Here is a 17,990-nt window from a genome sequence, read left to right as displayed (position 1 = left end):
AAAATCTCAAATAGGCGACAGATCATTGCATTTTTGCAACGACAGAGCTGAAAGTAAACATAAGGAATAAAAAAGCCCGCTCAAAAGCAGGCTATTTTATTCAAATCGTTAGACCGATCATCATTCTAAGAAACGAACCGTTACCCCAGATTTGACTTTACGGCCAAGATCATTGGCATCCCAGTTAGTTAAACGAATACAACCATGTGACGCTGTTTTCGAAATGGTAGACGGGTTTGGTGTCCCGTGAATACCAAATGATTTCTTGCTTAAACCAATCCAGATATTCCCGACAGGACCGTTAGGACCCGGTGGTAAAGATAGTGGTTTTAAGTTTTTACCTTGTACAAAGTTAGACGGTGAATAGCTGTACCAAGGGTTTGGTGCAACACCTGTTACTTTATAGGTTCCGGTTGGAGATGGTGTATCCGCACTACCAATGGTGGCAGGGAATGACGCGATCATTTGATTTTTACTGTTAAATAAGTACAGTTGTTTCGCGCCTTTATGTGCAACAATCAAGTGAATACCTTCAGGCAAGTCATTACGTACATTACTGACCAGTAATTTTTCACCCACTTTATTAAAGTTAGCATTTGGATTGAGTTTCTTTAAGAAATTCTCATCCATATGGAATTTTTCACTCAACATTTCACTGACACGTGTGTAGTACAAGCCTTTCATTTTCGCCTGTAACGCATAATCTGAAGGAATAGACTTGGCAAATGGGCCTGCCAGATCTTTTTCAGTAATGGTGTATTCAACAAAGGCTGGCTTAGAACCCTGACGTGCAACTAGTTTATCCCAGGTTTCCTGAGTCAAAATACCTGTCGGTTTAATGCCATTCATTTGCTGGAAAGATGCAATGGCTTTTAGTGTATTTTTACCGCTGGTTCCGTCAATCGCCCCCGGTGATGCATGGGCATTATTCAGCATGACATGTGCACGTGCGTAAACTGGGAATTGACCTGCACCGATATTTTCATACCACTGGGCATTATTTAAGCCGTCTAAAGTCCACGAAGCTTTGGTCGCTGCAGAGTTAGTCGATGCTTTGGTATTTGGTGCTGCGCCAATAGAAGCAGTCTGATCTTCGGTATCCTGTAGCTCATTCAGCGCTTCAGATGCCTGTTTTAAGTCTTGTTGTTCTTGTGCGGTAATTTGCGCTTCTGCAGGTGCTGCTTGGGCCGCTGAAGCTTCAGTTGCTAATGGATCAATCGGATCTTGCACTGCAACATCAGTCACCACTTGGGGTTTTAATGGTTGTTCAGCAGTAGACGCGGCAAAAACTTGACCTGCGAAAATGCAACCTAGACTCACAGCGAGCATTGTGCGAACGAACATGTAACTCAACCTTAAGAATTATTTCTTTAACTATGTGAAAAAACACTATAAGTATTACAGAAAAAATGTGGAGATGCAGTAGTTGTTTTGTGTAAATCACTAGGTTGCCGTTCAATCCGATCGGTTTTTAAAGTTGCCAGAAGTTATTAAAACTGCGGCCTTTTTGCTATGATGTTGGCAATGTCAAAGAAAGATGGGAATGTGAATGACGACCTTAAAAAATGATCGTTTTCTGCGCGCATTGTTGCGTGAGCCTGTAGATGCTACGCCAGTATGGATGATGCGTCAGGCTGGCCGTTATTTGCCTGAGTACCGCGAAACGCGTACCAAGGCAGGAGATTTCCTTTCGCTTTGCAAGAATACTGAACTGGCCTGTGAAGTAACTTTGCAGCCTTTACGCCGTTATGATCTTGATGCCGCGATTTTATTCTCGGATATCTTGACGGTTCCGGATGCTTTGGGACTGGGGCTGTATTTTGAAGCCGGTGAAGGCCCGAAATTTCACAAGACCATCCGTACCGAACAGGATGTCGCCAATCTGCCTGCATTTAATGCCAAGTCGGATCTGGATTATGTGATGAATGCCGTTTCGACCATTCGTTCAGCCTTGGGCGGTCAGGTTCCTCTGATTGGTTTCTCGGGCAGTCCATGGACTCTGGCAACGTATATGGTCGAAGGCGGTTCAAGCAAGGATTTCCGTTTTACCAAACAGATGATGTATGCGCAGCCTGAAGTTTTGCATGCTTTACTGGATCGTCTGGCTGATGCAGTGACTGAATATTTGAATGCGCAGATCGATGCGGGTGCACAAGCGGTACAGATCTTTGATAGTTGGGGTGGGGCATTAGCACATCGTGAATATATCGAGTTCTCGCTGAACTATATGCAGAAGATTGTCGCTGGTTTGCAACGTGAGAAAGACGGCCGCAAGATTCCGGTAATTCTGTTTACCAAAGGTGGCGGTCAATGGTTGGAACCGATGATTACGACAGGCGCAGATGCATTTGGTCTGGACTGGACCACGCCATTGAATGTCGCTCGTCAAACGGTTGCTGGTCGTGCAGCACTTCAGGGTAACCTGGATCCTGCAACTTTATATGGTTCATCAGACACCATCATTAAAGCGACAAAAGCCATGCTGGATGATGCCTATGCCAATGGCGAGAAAACCGGTTATGTTGCCAATTTAGGTCATGGTATTACCCAGTGGGTTGATCCGGCGAATCCAAAAGCATTTATTGATACCGTACATGAGTATAGTGCCAAATATCTTTAGGATGTAAACCTTGATCGATCTATTCAAATCAGGGTTTGAATTTACTTATAAGGCAGCTTCGGCTGCCTTATTTGGGATTTTACTCCTGCTCGCTTTTGCGCTGACTGCTTCTATGGGCAGCGATCTCTTCTTTGGTTTTTACCGGTATGACTATCTGCTTTTTTTTGCTTTGCTGATTCAGGTGATATTGCTCTATACCAAACTGGAATCCTGGGCTGAAGCCAAAGTGATTGCGTTATTTCATCTCATGGCCATGGTGATGGAAATCTTCCTGACCCATCCGGCAATTGCTTCCTGGCATTACCCTCAACCCGCAATATTTAAAATCCTGACCGTGCCTTTATTTGCCGGTTTTATGTATTCTGCGGTCGGCAGTTTTTTTGCGCGCTCTTTACGTCTATATCAGGTTTCATTTGAAAAATTGCCGCGTTTTAGCCATATGCTGACATTGGCTGTCTTGTCTTATATCAACTTTATGAGCAAGTTTTTTATTCCCGATTATCGGGTGATTTTATTTGTCTGGAGCGTGCTGATGTTCTGGAAAACCAGAATTCGCTTTCAGCTGAATCGGCATACTTTTCAGTTGCCGATGTTACCCGTACTGCTGATTCTGGCGTTTATTATCTGGATTGCCGAGAACATCAGTACCTTTTACCAGATCTGGCTCTATCCAAGCCAGATTGAGCAATGGCATATGGTGGGATGGGGCAAACTGGGCTCCTGGTATTTGTTGTTATTGCTGAGTCTGGTGTTAGTACTGAAAATCTTGGGACAGCGTAATTCACAAGGCGATTGGGCGCTCAAGGAACAGTAAAATCAATCAGGTTATGTTTATGTAAAGCATACATTTTTTCAATTGCGCCAAACTTGACTTGTCGCTACTCTGCTGAGTATGTAATTTAAATTACATTATTAGAGTAATAACAAAGATTGCATGAGAATAATTGGAGAATAACTATGTTGAAAAAAATTATGCTGGCGGCGGTATTGGCGACTGGTTCAAGCATGGCGATGGCTGACCGAGATGTCGGTTGTGGTATCGGAAGCCAGGTGTGGGCGGGTCAGTCTGGTATTATTCCTAAACTCTTTGCAGGTACGACCAACGTTCTGTTCACGAATCAGTGGCTCGGGATCACTTTTGGTACTTTAGGTTGTAGCCAGGGCGGTACCGTAACCGCTCAAGTGGTGACCTTTACCAATGAAAACGCTGAAGCATTGGCGCGTGATATGGCAGTTGGAGAGGGTGAAAGCCTGAATGTTCTGGCTGAACTTTTGAATATTAAATCTGAAGATAAAGCTCGTTTCTTTAGCGTTTCCAAGCAGAATTTCTCTGAAATTTATTCCGAAGAAAACCAGAATACATTACAAGTTTTAAGCACCTTACAAACTGTGATGGCCAAAGATGAAGTATTGAAATCCTACATCTGATCCGCACCCTAAAAACCCTGCTGTTCTGGCAGGGTTTTCTTATGACTAAAAGAAATTGATGAGAATAAGTTAACTGAATGAAATATGCGTTCTTCATGTTGGGCCTGACATTCAGCCCTTTAAGTTTTTCTAGCGAAATTAATCCAGACACCCAGCATTATATCGCTCAGGCCGAAACTCAGCGTCTGGATCAGAGCACTACCTGGCAACGTCTCATGTATGCCAATCCCCAAGGTCATAGCGAGGTTAACTATTCGGGCTATTTCCTGGCAGAGCAGGGAAAAACTGATCTAAAAAAAGAAATGCAGCATAACATTCAGGCTTTATTCCTGAGCGCAGAGCCGAATCAGTCCGTCCGCTGTAAGTTTCCTGCACGCAGCAGCTGGTTAATGCAGCAATTGAATATTTCCGAGCAACAATTGCCTGAGGTTAGTTGTCCGGATTTGGATAAATGGATTGGCGAGGTCAAGCCCTATCAGGCCACCCTGATCTATGCCACGGATTTTATGGGTAATCCCAGCTCCATGTTCGGGCATACCTTATTGCGGCTGGACCCTAAAGACCAGCAACAACTCAATCTGATTTCTTATGCAGTCAACTATGCCGCAACGGTCGATGGCAATGACAACTGGTCCTTTGCCTGGAAAGGGCTGACCGGACAATATCCGGGTGAATATTCCCTGATGCCGTATTACCGCAAGGTCAAAGAGTATGGTGACTTTGAAAGCCGGGACTTATGGGAATATCAATTAAACTTAAGCCCGCAAGAAACCAGGTTTCTGGTACAGCATCTCTGGGAAATGCAAAATGTAAGTTTCCCTTATTATTTTATCAATGATAATTGTGCATATCGTTTACTCGGGCTATTTGATCTGGTACGTCCCGAGCTGAATCTACAGAAACAGTTTAATTCGACTGCGATTCCGATTGAAACACTAAAAGTAGTAGAACAGCAGGGCTTGATCAAACAGAAAGTTTATCGTCCGGCGCTTGAAACTCAATTGCTGGCACAGTCCAGACAGCATGGCAAAGCGCTGGCAAAAACTGCGCATCAGCTGGCTTATGCAGAAACAGGTGTAATGCCTTCAATCTTGCAGCCTTATCCGGTAAAGGATCAGGCCAAAATTCTGGAAATGGCCTATGATCATTTATATCTGGATTTCCTCCGGCAGAAAGTCGATGAATCATTTTCCCAGCCACGTTTCCGCAAGTTACTGGGCTTAAGAAGCCAGCTGGATATCGAGAAACAGCGTAAAGTGCCTGAACGTCCAAAAATAGACCCAGTACAAAGCCATCATGCACGCAATATCAATCTTCAGGCCGGACAGGTTCAGGGTGAATCCTTTGTCCAGCTTGGACATCGGCAGGCCTATCATGATCTCATCGACCCGCAAGGTGGTTTTCGAACCGGCACACAATTACTGTTTCTGGATGGGGCTTTGCAATATCGTGACAGTGAACTCAAGCTGGAACATCTGAATCTATTTGCCGTCAATTCCTATAACCCGGTCAATCCGTTTAATACCCCATTATCTTGGGGTTTCAATCTGGGCTGGAAACAGGAGGCACTGGATACGCATGGCCAGTTTAGTGAAGATGAACAGCATGGCGTCGCCAGCTTAAAAACTCAGGGCGGTTATAGCTGGGCAAATGCCAGCCGTGAACATCTATGTTATGCACAAATGCAAACTCAGCTACAGGCAGGCAAGGCACTTGATCAAGGCTGGCGCGTAGGTGCAGGCCCCACTGTGGGATGCCAGAATATCTGGAGTGATCAGATCAACAGTCTGGTACAGGTAGAGCTGCCGTATTGGGAAGATTCGCATCGCTGGCAGCTGAAACTGAATACTGAACTCCAATATGCATTCAATCCACAACATGCACTTCGGCTGTCTTGGGAATATCAGCAACAACAGTCCAAAGACTGGGATCAATGGAGTCTTGGTTTGATCCGGTATTTTTAAGATTTAGTTAAAACTATTGATAAAGTGCTGTGTATCCATGAGGCTACTGTTCGGTTTTCCCGTGTATAAAAAGATTGGCTTGGTTGGGTGCAAATAAGCTGGTCGATATTTTAGGAAAAATACCTGATATTTGTTATATTTGTCACATAATGTGAGTGAAAATTGCAAGGTTTTGGGGAACAGACAGTATGAATAATGAATGCATGGCAAGACTGGCCGAGCAGTGGGAACAGATCTGTCAAAATTATTCATCTGATGACTTATTGCATGCCTTTCACTTTATTCAAGATCATTCCCTGATTCTGGTGGAAGAATTCTATAAAAACATGCTCCTTGAAAAGGAATCTGCAGAATTCTTTTCCGATGACTTGATTCAACAGCGCTTGCGTGACACTTTAAATGCCTGGCTACTTGAAAGCTTTAGTGTGGGGATTAATAAACGCTATGCCGATGCCGTGCAGAAACAGGCGATGGTGGGGCATGTGCATGCGCGTGTCGGAATTCCATCCTGGCTGATCATGCGCGGTGTGCGTGAAATTGAGCGTAAAATGTTTGAACTGCTGGATGAGAATCCTCACCACAGTATGTTGACCACCTGCAGTTATATTGTCCAAATCATGGGATTTGCCACAGAAGTCATGTGCCGATCTTATGAAGCCAAAACAGCCATGAATCAGGAAATTAAACACAGTTATCGTGTTTTTTCAGCGATGCAGGATGTAGCCGTACAAAAAGATAAACAGCGTAGCTCATTGCTGGACTGGGAAAATGAGCTCATGTTCAAGGTCTTTTCTGAGCATGAAAAATTGAATCATCCGATGCTGTCCAAGTCGGAGTTTGGTTTATGGTTTATCCATAAAGCCTCTTATGCTTTTACCGGCTCTGACCAGGTCGATTTAATCATTGAACGAATTTATCAAGTCGATGAACTTAATCAAGAGATCATGGACTGTACGGACAAAAACAATATGCTGGGACTAATCCAGCAGATCCGTGACTTGAACCGCGAAATTCAGCTGCTGGTGGACCAGTTATTTCAGGTGGCCGAATATATTGAATCAGGTAATGATTCATTGACCCAGTTACTGAATCGCCGTTATTTGAATACGATTATTTCACGTGAAATCACTTTTTCTCGTAAGAATCATACGCCTTTGTCTTTACTTGCTATCGATGCTGATTATTTCAAAAGTATTAATGACAAATTCGGACATGCAGCAGGTGATCTGGCCTTGAAATTTCTGGCCGAAGCATTGCAAAAATATAGTCAGGGCAGTGATTATGCTTTTCGGGTCGGCGGTGAAGAGTTTTTGCTGTTACTGGTGGATACTGATGAAAAACGTGCCCTCAATATTGCCGAAAGTATTCGTAAATATATTGAAAATGGCATGATTAATTCGGCACAAGGCCAGCAGTTTAAATTTACGGTGAGTATTGGTTGTGTGCTTTATGATGGACATCCGGATTATCAGCGCTTCCTGAATGCGGCAGATTCTGCCTTGTATATGGCGAAGAACAACGGGCGTAACAGGGTCTATATGGCTCATCAGTCCTTGAACCCGGGCACACAGCCACTCTCGGTTTAAATGAAAGGTTTTTATTCAGTTGCAGACTGCTGCTCTATAAATTCCTGAAATTTCTGTTTTTGCTGAAGATATTCGGGATGATTTTTAGCTTTATCCCATTTCTGTTTAAAAATTTTGGCAGCAGCGGCTTTAACAGGATCTTCCTGATTGCGTGGCAGCTCGGAACGGCCATGCGCGCCACTTAAACCTTTTTTGTCTTCCGGAACCGGACCGTCGTATTTTTTGCCACCTTTATGGTTGGCATAACGCCGGGCACGGGTAAAACCCATCTGTAAAAACTTGCGTGCCATGTCCGCACCAATAAAATCTTCTTGTTTTAAATAGTCCAAGAAAAGCTGATAGATTTTCTCGCTACTGGCTTGGGCTTTTGCTTCATCTGCAAAGCGCCAGTGTGGCAGGATTTCCGATTTATAAGGCTCAACCAGTAATACACCTTGTTCACCACGGCCAATCCGGTAGAGCTCGGGTCGTTTACGAAAATTAATCTTTGCAAAGTCCAGAGAATAATCAAAACTATTCGAAACTACACGTGACGGACGTTTTGGTGGGGTTACTTTGGCAGATGACTTCATATTCGGCCTTTTCTGAAATTTAAAATTATTCGATATTTCAGCTAATACAAATTATGAAAATGAAAGGCAGGATACAGAAAAGCCCCTGTCATTTAGAACTAGGGGCTTTCATTTTACTTCGATTTTTTCGAACTGGTCTTCGAGGTTTTAGCCTTGGTTGACTTGCTCTTAGAGGAGCTGCTCGACTGTTTTTTAGCAGGTGCTGATTTTTTTGAAGAAGACTTTTTCACTTTAGTGTCGTCTTTACTCTTGTTGCTGCTTTTCGCTTTAGCCGGTTTTTTCGCGGAAGAGGTCTTTTGGTCTTTCGCTTTATCACTGGCTTTTGAGCTCGAATTTTTCTTCGCCTTCACTTTTTCATCTTTGCTGGCATTGTCTTTCTTAGAAGATGCTGCTTTAGATTTACTGCTCGCCGCTTTTTTAGTGACTTTGCGATCACTGTCTTTGTCACTACTCTTATTCGACTTTTTCAGTTTCTCATCTTGGGTCTTTTTAGCAGTTTTTGCTGATTTTTTGCTGTCTTTCGCCTGGTTATTTTTACTATTCGCCATGGTTACTTTCCTTATCATTAAAAATCAATCAGAAAGATATAAAGCGCTTTGCTGTATATCAACTTCAAATTACTTTAATGGGAGAGCGGCAGGATTAAAACTTTATCGTGTATCCAAGTGTAGGCTTGTTGCAAACACAAGCAGGAATTGTTTGAGTTCTAGACTGAAACATAGCAAGTTTTGGGAGAGGTCTTTAAACCCTGTTACCAGGTGTTATTTATAGCAAGTGAGCTTTTGAATTAAGTATTGATATCCTCTTCCTTTAAAAGCAAAAAACCCCGAATGATCGAGGCTCTGAGTAACTTATTTTTAAGCTTTAATAATTAATAGCTTTCTGGAACCGCACTTAAAAATTCACGACGTGTTTCTTTGTCGGTTTTAAAATCACCAATAAATGATACCGTACGTGTGGTTGATTCCTGCTTGCCTACACCGCGCATCATCATGCACATGTGCGCAGAATCAATCATTACTGCAACACCGCGTGCTTTGGTGACTTCAGCCACTGCTTCTGCAATTTGCTGAGTCAGATTTTCCTGAATCTGCAAACGGCGTGCAAACATTTCAGTAATACGGGCAAATTTAGACAGGCCTAAAACATGACCTTCTGGCAAATAGGCGATATGTACGCGGCCATAAAATGGCAATAAGTGATGCTCACATAGCGAATAAAATTCGATGTTTTTGACCAGTACCATTTCACGGTTATCGGAAGGGAAGACCGCCTTGTTGGTCACTTCTTCAAGTGTCTGGCTATAACCCGAGGTTAAATATGAAAATGCTTTCGCAGCGCGCACAGGCGTATCTTTGAGACCAGGGCGATTTAGATCTTCGCCAACGGCAGTAAGAATGTTTGCGTAGGATTGCTGCATAGTCATATGACGTATTCACTTAAACTGAGAATGAACAAGGACGGCATTGTAGCAGAAAACTTTTACAATGCCTTGTTTTGAGGCTAAAACCGTTTACTGTTTGAACTTTGGATTATTTTCTGCACGTTTGAGCAGAACCAATACTGCACCGGTACCTCCTTGCTTTTCAGGTGCACTGACAAAAGCCAAAACATCGCGATGCTGACGCAGCCAGCCGTTGACATAGGTTTTTAAAATCGCTTCCGGACCTTTGCCATGTACGATTTTAATCACGTTCTGGTTTTCATCTTTGGCGATCTGGATAATTTGCAGCACGGCTTGACGCGCTTCTTCTACGGTACAGCCATGCAGATCCACAGCCTCAAACCAGCGCAAGTTACCGGCTTTCAAGTCTTCAAAAACTTTATGCTGCAAGGTGGCAATGCGGTAACTCAAGTTGGCCTGACTCCCGACAGGATTGAGCATGGCCTGAGTATCTGATAAAGCCATTGCCTCTGTTTCCATCGGGCCAGTAGCCGCTGCACGCTTCGCCAGGATTTGTGCATCCGGCTTTTTCTTGCGTGGCTTGTCCAGTTGAACCGTATTGCCCGATTCAATTTTTTGCACGCCCTGCATTTGCTTGCGGAATAATTCAAGTTCTTCTAAAGCCTCTTGCTCGATAGTCTTTTTAACTGGTGCAGCAACGACCGCAGGCGTTTGCGGCTGTGTAATTTGCTTCTTAAAAGATTTCAGCAGGTTGTACTGATCTTTAGATAATGAAGAATCGTGTTTACTCATAATTGTAAAAACAAGGGAGATGCGGAATTTACAAGAATTATAGTCTGAAAATAGACAAAGGAGAACTGAATTGCGTTCATGACAGTGCTGAGGATTTTAAATGCGCTCGAGATTCTATGGTCTACTTTTCAATATTGAAAATAAAAAAGCCCAATTCTGAGATTGGGCTTTTTTAATGCTTAGGTGAGCATTTACATCTTAAACCGCTTCAGGCTCACCAAATAGATCACGGAAAGCGTGGTCTGGACGTGGCTGTTTCATGAAGCTTTCGCCGACCAAGAAGGCGTGAATATCATTTTCCTGCATCATCGCAACATCCGCAGGTGTGGCAATACCACTTTCAGTCACCAGCAGGCGTGAAGGGTCCAGTAATTTTTTCAAACGTAATGATGTGTTTAAATCCACATCAAAGGTTTTTAAATTACGGTTATTTACACCGAGCAGACAACGATCAGAAAGTTTTAAAGCACGGGATAGTTCTTCTTCATCGTGAACTTCAACCAGTACATCCAGATGATGTTCAAATGCAGTTTTAGACATTTCTTCTAACTGCTGATCAGACAGGCAAGCCACAATTAGCAAGATACAGTCTGCATGCAGAGCACGTGCTTCGATAACTCCATAAGGATCGATCAGAAAGTCTTTGCGCAGTGCAGGCAGGTCGCAATGTGAACGGGCAATCTGAATGTTGTCATCGTGACCCTGGAAAAAGTCTACATCGGTCAGCACCGATAAACAGGCTGCACCTGCCTCCTGATACTGTGCTGCAATTTCCGCAGGGTTAAAGTTCTCGCGAATAATGCCCTTAGATGGCGAAGCTTTCTTAATTTCAGCAATGACACCCGGACGTTTCGACACTAAAGACTGGGCAAAACCACGCACAGGTGATGCACCTTGTGCCAGTTCTTCCAGATCTTTATAGCTTTTCTGCTTTAAACGTAGGGCAAATTCTTCTTTTTTACGGTCAACAATTTTGCCTAAAATTGTATTTGCGATATCCACCATGATCAAAATCCCTGACCGAATTAAGCTTCGTAATGTTTAATAGTTTTGGTAAATTCAGACAGTACACTCATTTTCTCAAGTGCCTGACCGCCATAGATAATGTCATGTGCCAGCGCAACACCTTGCTTATAGCTGCTGGTCAAACCGGAGACATAAATACCTGCGCCGGCATTCAGCGCGATCATATTGGCGGCTTTATCGCCGATGTCTGATTTTTTCTTGCCCAGTGCATCTTTGATTAAAGCCAGACTTTGCGCAGAATCTTCCACAATCAGTCCGGTCAGAGTTTGCGATTCAATATCGACCGATTCAGGAATAATGTCCCATTCGGTGACTTCGCCATTTTTCAGTTCAGCAACATGAGTTGAAGAGGCTATACTGATTTCATCCAGACCATCACGTGAATGTACTACCATCACATGTTCAGCACCGAGCTGTTTCATAACTTCGGCAATTGGACGGCAGAGTTCATTGGAAAATACGCCAATGACCAGACGTTGTACGCCAGCCGGATTGGTTAAAGGACCGAGCAGGTTGAAAATACTGCGAATCCCCAATTCTTTACGTGGGCCGATTGCATATTTCATGGCTTGATGATGATTCGGTGCAAACAGGAAGCCGACACCGACATCACGGATACAGCGTTCAGTCTGCTGCATATTCAGGTCCAGATTAATCCCGGCCTGTTCCAGCAAATCTGACGAACCTGATTTGGTCGAAACGCCGCGGTTACCATGTTTGGCTATAGTTGCACCGGCTGCTGCGATCACGAATGCAGAGGCAGTAGAAACGTTAAACAGGTTTTGACCGTCACCGCCTGTGCCGACGATATCGACCAGATAAGGAATGTCACTGACATCAATTTTAGTGGCAAGTTCACGCATGACACGTGCAGCTGCGGTAATCTCATCAATGCTTTCGCCTTTAAGACGTAAGCCCATCAGCAGGGCACCAATCTGGGCATCGGTCGCTTCACCTGACATGATGGCACGCATCACGTCTTGCATTTGATCCTGAGTCAGGTGAATGTTTTTAGTAATATTGCTTAAAGCTTGTTGAATATTCATAAGGTGTTCTTAGGCATAAATTTCGAGAAAGTTTTTAAAGATTTGATGACCATGCTGGCTCAGAATCGATTCGGGATGGAACTGCACGCCTTCGACCGGCAATGTCTTATGTTTCACACCCATAATTTCTTCCATAGAGCCGTCAGCTTCATTGGTCCAGCAGGTCACTTCCAGACATTCGGGCAAGGTGGCTTGATCAATCACCAGTGAATGATAGCGCGTTGCAGGAAATGGAGAAGGGAGATTGCTGAAAATCCCGGTATCACTGTGGTACATATCAGACAGACGGCCATGCATGACACGTTTGGCACGCACGATATCACCGCCAAATGCCTGCCCAATACTTTGATGACCAAGACAAACGCCCAGTAAAGGAATTTTGCCAGCAAAATGCTGAATGGCAGGAATAGAAATTCCTGCCTCACTTGGCGAGCACGGGCCGGGGCCAATCACTAAATACTTAGGTTGCCATCGCTCTATATCTTCCAATGTCACGGCATCATTACGGACTACTTTTACTTCTTGATTCAGTTCGCCAAAATATTGGACGATGTTATAAGTAAAGGAGTCATAGTTGTCGATCATGAGAAGCATATCGCAAGTAACCTCTTGAAAATTGTGAAAATGAGTATCTTTATTTCTAATCGTTACTCACTATGTTACTCACTTTCAGAAAAGTGACTGATTTTGCAGGCATTAAAAAGCCGCTCAATCAAGCGGCTACTTTACCAGTTTTTGAATGCCTTGTGACAACTTCGTTCACATAACTATTTAGGTAGTAACTTCGTGGACCATCTTTGCTTGGCTGGTCAATTTCTCCCTTTTTAATCCGGTCATACAAAGTCGGCTCACTCATATTCATCCGCTTCGCAAATTCTTTGATACTCACTCGGCGCTCATCTTGATTTGCCATTGCTCTTTTAAGCTCCTGCATTTCATCAAAGATAGCTTCGAGTAAATCACGTTCAGATTCACTCATGACACCTCCTTTAAGCTTTTTACTACTGTTTCCGGCAATCCAAAGACATCTTTAAAAGCCTGGTCAAAACCACCACTTTCAATGAATTGATCCATGAGGTTTACTTGCTTATCGATATCGCTATTTTCATTGTGTTCAGATGATTCTTGACTCTCAGCCATTGGTTCTCTCCTTGGCTTCATGAGCCTTCAAGTATTCAAATTTTGCATCTGCCCAGTTCTTTGCATCATATGGGCTTAAACCTTTTTTCTTGCACCAGTCAGCGCACCAGAGCCACTGCACATCATCAAATGGGGTTGGCTCAACTATTTGATCAGTACTGTCCATCACGCCACCTCATAGAAGCGCTTGGCTTCTTCAAAATTTGATGTGGTAAGTGGTGATGAGCCTTTTTTGTAGCACTTAACAATCTCACCATATTCAAAAACTTTGCATGCTGTTGGTAGATCAAAGCACTGGTACATCGGCTCTTTAAACCAGTCTTCTGTATAAAACATTTGTTCCTGATGTGCTTCGGCTGTGCCTTCCCACTCTTGAACCTGAAAATACTCATCAAACGACTCAATCATGAACTCGTTACCTTCAGCTTTAGTCATGGCTCTGTATCGAGCCAAAGCACGTTCAGCAATTTCTTTTGATGCAGCAGGTGACTGCTCATGCGGACTATCATCTTCAGGGCAGATTCCTACGCACCACAATTTATTCTTTTCCATCACGCCACCTTCACATCTAAATAATCAGGGTTATCCAGATGTTCTTCATATTCATGAAATAACACCTGACATGCCGCATTACCTGTTAAATCTTTCTTTAAGAGCACGTAACTCAGTGTCTTGCGTGTGCCTTTGCCGCTAAATGTCGAGCTGCCATCCGCAAGTTCATTTTTGGTATAACCCAATTTTTCTAGCCACAACTTGAAACCGACTTCATGCTTCTTTTTAATTCTGAAGATCATCTGTACCCCCAGGTGTTCGCAAAATTTCGAAGGCAATCATCAATACCGAATAGGTTGATGTTGCGGTAAGTTCTAACCCGACCTTTGTGCTGCACAAGCAGCACGCGGGTCATAGAAGAGTAGGAATAACTCATGAAGCCTCCCCAGTTTCAGCAGCTTGAATCAAGGCATCTTTGCGCTGTGCATACAGGCTAAGTAGTTCCTGATGATCCGCTGGAAGTAATTTAGCTGCAGGTATCGCTGGTGCCAGTCGTTCTAAAGTTTCTACTGAATCCATGTCATAGATTCGATTGATCAAAACCTGCTTCTTCTTTTTGTAGAACAGATCGATAGAGGCACTACCATGCTCAGCACTTTCCACTGCTGCTTGTTTGCGTGCGGCATTTTCAATTTGATCAATCAAACTTGGTTGCGCGACTTCAATGACTTCTTCTACGATTGGTTCAGGTTCAGCCTTAGGCGTGTATTGTTCAGGATCCAGCTCAAGAAGTTTGTCTTCAGTCAGTTTGCACAAGTGCTGTTGATCTTTTTGATCTAAGTGTCCATTGGCCAGAAATACGTGACGGAATGAAAGAACGTCATCCTCCTTAGTAAACTGATCAATTTGTGTAGTGAACTTTTCAACAAGCTTTACCCGGTCGGTTTCAACTGAATCCGCTTCAATTTCTGTAACTGGAGTTTCAGTATTAATAGTGGCTTCTTGCTCTATGGCTTCAATAGGCTCAATCAGCTCTGGCTCAGGCTGTTTTTCAATATCTGGTACAGCATCACCTGGGCCAGCTGGTATGCCAGCCTGTTCAGTCTCATTCTTAGCTTTGGTTGAGCGTCTCTTTTTAGGTTTGCCTGTATTGTCTATAGTTGGGGGATAGACAATAATTCGACCAAATAGCTCACCCATTGCCACTAATTGTAATTCGGCATTTTCTTTATCCGCCTGAGCAAAACCATTGTCGACAGCTTTGAAATACTCCATGCACTGTTTGCTGTATTTAACCTGTGAGATATGGTCAGGATGAATAATAAAGATTTCCTGATCTTCCACGACATCATCAAGAGTCAAAGGCTTGGTAAATGTAATACCAGCCAGCTCCATTGTTTCAACCTTGATGCAGAACTCATAGCCTGGCATAGCGAAAATCGTAGCCGGGAATTGAGACAGATCATCAAAATCCATTAACTCGCCAGCAGCGCGGCACATGATATTTCGGCCAGCCATCATTGCTTCAAAAGCTTCTTTGCTATTTAGAATTTTCATGCTGTCATTGCTCCCTTCGCTACTTGTTCTATTTCATTTTTTACAGCTTCAAATTTAGAAGCTTCTATCTGGTTGAGAGCATCAAGCCCCAAGTGTTCACACACTGTTTTTGCATCAAGCCCACAGGTATCGATAAAGTCCTGTAGATCGGCAAGCTGCTCATCAGAAATGCCATTAAACTCTGGTGGATCTGTCCATGCATTGCGCTGTCTATCGAATATGCACTTCATTTCCAGAGCACGACGAACCAGCTCGGCACGCATATTCTTGTAATACAGATGAGTGTCTTCAAGGGACTGAGTGAGCTGATTTAGATCACTCGCATACTGGGCCTCACCACAGCTTTGTACCCAGTTTTCTAGATCTTCTTGAGCCTTGATTGCGGCCAATTGATCTGGTGTCAGGGTGTTGATATGGTCCTTAGCCTGTTTGATAAGATCGGCCAGAAATGTAGGGCTGGTCTTTAGATCCGGCACCCATACTTCACCAGTATCACCACCTAAACCACCCGCATTTTTAGCGTGATGGGTAGGGCAAGGCTTAAAGCTAATTACCCGGGCATTTTTTCCTTCACCAGTGGTGACTGTGGTCAAATAGCCCATGATGTCAGCAATGCGATATAGCTCATTACGGTTTTTACCACCCAGATCAGGACGATAAATTACCTGGTCACCGCTTTGATCTTCAGAGGCATGGGCAATAAACACCACATCTTTTCCAGAAGCGATCAGCGTATTCACGTATTGCTTAAAGATGTTGTTAGCCAAGCCCTGGGCTTTAAGCTTTAACGATCCATCTTTTTGCTTGTTGGTCGCATTGAGCATTAAATGTGTTTTGATGCTTTCAAGCATTGCACCGACGGTATCAATCACAATGGTGTTATATGGTTCAAGATCAGCCATTGTGAGGTTTGCAACATCAGACCACTGGTGAGCCTGAACTACAGCACCGCGACGAAGTTCACCAGTACGGTGGGAACCCTTGTCAAAGTCGAATGAAATAGCCTTATCACCAGTAAAGCCGATAGAGGTTTTACCCAAGCCTGGATCTGCATACAGGTAAACAATAATTGCCTGAACTAGCAGCGCTTGATTCGCTGGAATAATATTAATCGCCATCTCAACGTGCTCCTGCAGGACGGTTATTACGCTTAAAGTTCTTATAGTCTTCCGATGCAAAGAAGCCGGTACTTTCTAAAACTTGATGACGCTTGTTTTTGCGCATAGCAACACGCGCATTTTCCAGTCCATCTAAAATCCATTTTGGAGTAAGGGATTTATCCATCTTCCTCAATGAGCCATCCGGCTGAATGGAATAGATAGTTGTGTTGCAGAAATAGTCAGCAATGGTTCCTGAGCTTTTGACACGTAGGGCAAAATAACTCGCACGAGTTTTACCCACTCGATAGATTTCAAGTCCTTCAAAGGTCTTGATGTATTCAGAGAAATAACGATGAGTTGAGCCAAATTCTACTGGCATTGGAACTATAGGTAGTTCATCTGCTTTGAATTGCAGGAAACCGGTGTAGAGGTCTACAAAATTAATTTGAGTTCGATCATTTAAAGGAGACCAGTCATCAGAGCCACACTCACACCAGTAGACCGATTGGCCATTCAGGAGTGCTTCAAAAATTTGATCAGCAGAATTTAAAATCATGACTGAACCTCCACCAAGCGGTGCTTCATGATGTAGCCGGCGATCATTGAATTGATTTCGCGGTGATCCTGGTAGTCTGTGAAGTCTTTATACGGATTGCCATTAGCATCGAACACCTTGATTTCACCTAGTTCAACGACTTCTATATTTGTGAATTCGGAACCTGGTACACCGTAATCATCCGGGTATGCTTCAACTTCAAACGAAGTTATTTCCAAACGGAAACCATCCAGATTTACGACTGCTTCACCGCGCATATCGTCGAGCATCTTTAAAGAGACGATTCCATATTCAGATTGAATATTTTGAGTTGGTGCCACCTGGTCAGTACCAAAGTCAGCAAGATGAGCAAACGCTAAGGCGCTTACAGTTAAGGCAGCGGTAAACAGAGTTACCTTGAAGCTATTGTGTGGAGTTAATTTTGTGTTCATAATAATTTCACTCAGTAGGGTGATGGGTCACGCTCCAGGTTGTTCTAGCAACGCTGGGGCTTCTTTTTACTTGATAATTAAAGCATACTTTAATAAATGGGTTATGTAAAGCATACTTTAATTATATTTATAAACTTTGCTTTAATTTATGCTTTAATAGACAAAAGAAAACCCACACAAGGTGGGTTGTTTGGAGTTTGTTAAAATGAGCAAGAAGAAATTTCGAGCTGAATTATATAAAGCTTATGTTGCCTCAGGCATACATGACCATGCCC

General features: G+C 43.4%; 22 protein-coding genes. 5 read left to right on the top strand and 17 right to left on the bottom strand.

Annotation, left to right across the window (positions count from 1 at the left end; translation table 11 throughout):
* Positions 1–120 precede the first annotated feature (120 nt).
* Positions 121–1,344 carry a L,D-transpeptidase family protein gene (locus tag ACIG3F_RS06470; RefSeq protein ID WP_396469633.1) on the bottom strand — a complete coding sequence of 408 codons (1,224 nt, stop codon included), beginning with the start codon at positions 1,342–1,344 and terminating at the stop codon, positions 121–123.
* A 205-nt stretch (positions 1,345–1,549) separates the two neighbouring features.
* On the opposite strand from ACIG3F_RS06470, the gene hemE reads away from it, so the two are divergent.
* The 5 genes from hemE (at position 1,550) to ACIG3F_RS06445 (ending at position 7,598) form a co-directional block, all read left to right on the top strand.
* The gene (hemE, locus tag ACIG3F_RS06465) at positions 1,550–2,620 is read left to right on the top strand and encodes a uroporphyrinogen decarboxylase (RefSeq protein WP_005246858.1); all 1,071 of its coding nucleotides are present in this window, start codon (positions 1,550–1,552) and stop codon (positions 2,618–2,620) included.
* Between the two features lie 10 nt (positions 2,621–2,630).
* On the top strand, positions 2,631–3,434 hold the full coding sequence (locus ACIG3F_RS06460; protein WP_004646389.1) for a DUF817 family protein: 804 nt from the start codon (positions 2,631–2,633) through the stop codon (positions 3,432–3,434).
* Positions 3,435–3,577: 143 nt separating this feature from the next.
* A complete protein-coding gene (locus ACIG3F_RS06455; protein ID WP_004279577.1) occupies positions 3,578–4,048 on the top strand; it encodes a DUF3015 family protein in 471 nt (156 codons plus the stop codon).
* 77 nt (positions 4,049–4,125) lie between these two features.
* Positions 4,126–6,012, top strand: a complete 1,887-nt coding sequence (locus ACIG3F_RS06450) for a DUF4105 domain-containing protein (protein WP_396469632.1) — start codon at positions 4,126–4,128, stop codon at positions 6,010–6,012.
* A 188-nt stretch (positions 6,013–6,200) separates the two neighbouring features.
* Positions 6,201–7,598, top strand: coding sequence for a diguanylate cyclase (locus ACIG3F_RS06445; RefSeq protein WP_396469631.1), 1,398 nt, complete (start codon positions 6,201–6,203; stop codon positions 7,596–7,598).
* Between the two features lie 11 nt (positions 7,599–7,609).
* Here ACIG3F_RS06445 and ACIG3F_RS06440 read toward each other — a convergent pair whose 3' ends face one another.
* The 16 genes from ACIG3F_RS06440 to ACIG3F_RS06365 form a co-directional block, all read right to left on the bottom strand.
* The gene (locus tag ACIG3F_RS06440; RefSeq protein ID WP_396469630.1) at positions 7,610–8,170 is read right to left on the bottom strand and encodes a DUF4385 domain-containing protein; all 561 of its coding nucleotides are present in this window, start codon (positions 8,168–8,170) and stop codon (positions 7,610–7,612) included.
* Positions 8,171–8,283: 113 nt separating this feature from the next.
* A complete protein-coding gene (locus ACIG3F_RS06435; protein WP_004646396.1) occupies positions 8,284–8,718 on the bottom strand; it encodes a hypothetical protein in 435 nt (144 codons plus the stop codon).
* A gap of 323 nt (positions 8,719–9,041) precedes the next feature.
* Complete coding sequence (gene folE, locus ACIG3F_RS06430) at positions 9,042–9,590, bottom strand: GTP cyclohydrolase I FolE (RefSeq protein ID WP_004730181.1); 549 nt, start codon at positions 9,588–9,590, stop codon at positions 9,042–9,044.
* Between the two features lie 93 nt (positions 9,591–9,683).
* Entirely contained in the window at positions 9,684–10,367 is a 684-nt protein-coding gene (locus tag ACIG3F_RS06425; RefSeq protein WP_396469629.1) for a Smr/MutS family protein, read from the bottom strand.
* A 198-nt stretch (positions 10,368–10,565) separates the two neighbouring features.
* Positions 10,566–11,372 carry an indole-3-glycerol phosphate synthase TrpC gene (trpC, locus tag ACIG3F_RS06420; protein ID WP_005107420.1) on the bottom strand — a complete coding sequence of 269 codons (807 nt, stop codon included), beginning with the start codon at positions 11,370–11,372 and terminating at the stop codon, positions 10,566–10,568.
* Positions 11,373–11,392: 20 nt separating this feature from the next.
* The gene (gene trpD, locus ACIG3F_RS06415) at positions 11,393–12,439 is read right to left on the bottom strand and encodes an anthranilate phosphoribosyltransferase (RefSeq protein WP_253175246.1); all 1,047 of its coding nucleotides are present in this window, start codon (positions 12,437–12,439) and stop codon (positions 11,393–11,395) included.
* A 9-nt stretch (positions 12,440–12,448) separates the two neighbouring features.
* Entirely contained in the window at positions 12,449–13,033 is a 585-nt protein-coding gene (locus tag ACIG3F_RS06410; protein WP_004646400.1) for an aminodeoxychorismate/anthranilate synthase component II, read from the bottom strand.
* A 118-nt stretch (positions 13,034–13,151) separates the two neighbouring features.
* Entirely contained in the window at positions 13,152–13,418 is a 267-nt protein-coding gene (locus tag ACIG3F_RS06405) for an AlpA family transcriptional regulator (protein ID WP_138743264.1), read from the bottom strand.
* Positions 13,415–13,579: a hypothetical protein gene (locus ACIG3F_RS06400; protein ID WP_168730727.1), complete on the bottom strand. Its 165-nt coding sequence runs from the start codon at positions 13,577–13,579 to the stop codon at positions 13,415–13,417. Before ACIG3F_RS06400 ends, ACIG3F_RS06405 begins: the two co-directional genes overlap by 4 nt.
* Positions 13,572–13,745 carry a hypothetical protein gene (locus ACIG3F_RS06395; protein WP_168730728.1) on the bottom strand — a complete coding sequence of 58 codons (174 nt, stop codon included), beginning with the start codon at positions 13,743–13,745 and terminating at the stop codon, positions 13,572–13,574. The genes ACIG3F_RS06400 and ACIG3F_RS06395 overlap by 8 nt, the downstream gene beginning before the upstream one ends.
* Complete coding sequence (locus ACIG3F_RS06390) at positions 13,745–14,131, bottom strand: hypothetical protein (RefSeq protein WP_396469628.1); 387 nt, start codon at positions 14,129–14,131, stop codon at positions 13,745–13,747. The genes ACIG3F_RS06395 and ACIG3F_RS06390 overlap by 1 nt, the downstream gene beginning before the upstream one ends.
* Positions 14,131–14,373 (bottom strand): hypothetical protein, encoded by a 243-nt coding sequence (locus ACIG3F_RS06385; protein ID WP_004893787.1) that lies wholly within the window; start codon positions 14,371–14,373, stop codon positions 14,131–14,133. Before ACIG3F_RS06385 ends, ACIG3F_RS06390 begins: the two co-directional genes overlap by 1 nt.
* 130 nt (positions 14,374–14,503) lie before the next feature.
* Positions 14,504–15,628: a hypothetical protein gene (locus ACIG3F_RS06380; RefSeq protein ID WP_396469627.1), complete on the bottom strand. Its 1,125-nt coding sequence runs from the start codon at positions 15,626–15,628 to the stop codon at positions 14,504–14,506.
* The gene (locus ACIG3F_RS06375) at positions 15,625–16,746 is read right to left on the bottom strand and encodes an ATP-binding protein (protein ID WP_310076555.1); all 1,122 of its coding nucleotides are present in this window, start codon (positions 16,744–16,746) and stop codon (positions 15,625–15,627) included. Before ACIG3F_RS06375 ends, ACIG3F_RS06380 begins: the two co-directional genes overlap by 4 nt.
* 1 nt (position 16,747) lies before the next feature.
* The gene (locus ACIG3F_RS06370; protein WP_396469626.1) at positions 16,748–17,284 is read right to left on the bottom strand and encodes a hypothetical protein; all 537 of its coding nucleotides are present in this window, start codon (positions 17,282–17,284) and stop codon (positions 16,748–16,750) included.
* Entirely contained in the window at positions 17,281–17,715 is a 435-nt protein-coding gene (locus ACIG3F_RS06365) for a hypothetical protein (RefSeq protein ID WP_005262271.1), read from the bottom strand. The genes ACIG3F_RS06370 and ACIG3F_RS06365 overlap by 4 nt, the downstream gene beginning before the upstream one ends.
* Between the last annotated feature and the right edge of the window lie 275 nt (positions 17,716–17,990).

The organism is Acinetobacter sp. NPDC052428 (assembly GCF_044547685.1).
GTDB classification, from domain to species: Bacteria; Pseudomonadota; Gammaproteobacteria; order Pseudomonadales; family Moraxellaceae; genus Acinetobacter; species Acinetobacter lwoffii_G.
Note: the sequence above shows the minus strand (reverse complement) of the source record. Positions and strands in the feature narration are given on the sequence as shown.

Excerpts from the sequence above, each read along its gene's own strand:
- ACIG3F_RS06470 (WP_396469633.1), bottom strand. The coding sequence starts at position 1,344 with ATGTTCGTTCGCACAATGCTCGCTGTGAGTCTAGGTTGCATTTTCGCA.
- hemE (WP_005246858.1), top strand. The coding sequence starts at position 1,550 with ATGACGACCTTAAAAAATGATCGTTTTCTGCGCGCATTGTTGCGTGAG.
- ACIG3F_RS06455 (WP_004279577.1), top strand. The coding sequence starts at position 3,578 with ATGTTGAAAAAAATTATGCTGGCGGCGGTATTGGCGACTGGTTCAAGC.
- ACIG3F_RS06450 (WP_396469632.1), top strand. The coding sequence starts at position 4,126 with ATGAAATATGCGTTCTTCATGTTGGGCCTGACATTCAGCCCTTTAAGT.
- ACIG3F_RS06445 (WP_396469631.1), top strand. The coding sequence starts at position 6,201 with ATGAATAATGAATGCATGGCAAGACTGGCCGAGCAGTGGGAACAGATC.
- ACIG3F_RS06440 (WP_396469630.1), bottom strand. The coding sequence starts at position 8,170 with ATGAAGTCATCTGCCAAAGTAACCCCACCAAAACGTCCGTCACGTGTA.
- ACIG3F_RS06435 (WP_004646396.1), bottom strand. The coding sequence starts at position 8,718 with ATGGCGAATAGTAAAAATAACCAGGCGAAAGACAGCAAAAAATCAGCA.
- folE (WP_004730181.1), bottom strand. The coding sequence starts at position 9,590 with ATGCAGCAATCCTACGCAAACATTCTTACTGCCGTTGGCGAAGATCTA.
- ACIG3F_RS06425 (WP_396469629.1), bottom strand. The coding sequence starts at position 10,367 with ATGAGTAAACACGATTCTTCATTATCTAAAGATCAGTACAACCTGCTG.
- trpC (WP_005107420.1), bottom strand. The coding sequence starts at position 11,372 with ATGGTGGATATCGCAAATACAATTTTAGGCAAAATTGTTGACCGTAAA.
- trpD (WP_253175246.1), bottom strand. The coding sequence starts at position 12,439 with ATGAATATTCAACAAGCTTTAAGCAATATTACTAAAAACATTCACCTG.
- ACIG3F_RS06410 (WP_004646400.1), bottom strand. The coding sequence starts at position 13,033 with ATGCTTCTCATGATCGACAACTATGACTCCTTTACTTATAACATCGTC.
- ACIG3F_RS06405 (WP_138743264.1), bottom strand. The coding sequence starts at position 13,418 with ATGAGTGAATCTGAACGTGATTTACTCGAAGCTATCTTTGATGAAATG.
- ACIG3F_RS06400 (WP_168730727.1), bottom strand. The coding sequence starts at position 13,579 with ATGGCTGAGAGTCAAGAATCATCTGAACACAATGAAAATAGCGATATC.
- ACIG3F_RS06395 (WP_168730728.1), bottom strand. The coding sequence starts at position 13,745 with ATGGACAGTACTGATCAAATAGTTGAGCCAACCCCATTTGATGATGTG.
- ACIG3F_RS06390 (WP_396469628.1), bottom strand. The coding sequence starts at position 14,131 with ATGGAAAAGAATAAATTGTGGTGCGTAGGAATCTGCCCTGAAGATGAT.
- ACIG3F_RS06385 (WP_004893787.1), bottom strand. The coding sequence starts at position 14,373 with ATGATCTTCAGAATTAAAAAGAAGCATGAAGTCGGTTTCAAGTTGTGG.
- ACIG3F_RS06380 (WP_396469627.1), bottom strand. The coding sequence starts at position 15,628 with ATGAAAATTCTAAATAGCAAAGAAGCTTTTGAAGCAATGATGGCTGGC.
- ACIG3F_RS06375 (WP_310076555.1), bottom strand. The coding sequence starts at position 16,746 with ATGGCGATTAATATTATTCCAGCGAATCAAGCGCTGCTAGTTCAGGCA.
- ACIG3F_RS06370 (WP_396469626.1), bottom strand. The coding sequence starts at position 17,284 with ATGATTTTAAATTCTGCTGATCAAATTTTTGAAGCACTCCTGAATGGC.
- ACIG3F_RS06365 (WP_005262271.1), bottom strand. The coding sequence starts at position 17,715 with ATGAACACAAAATTAACTCCACACAATAGCTTCAAGGTAACTCTGTTT.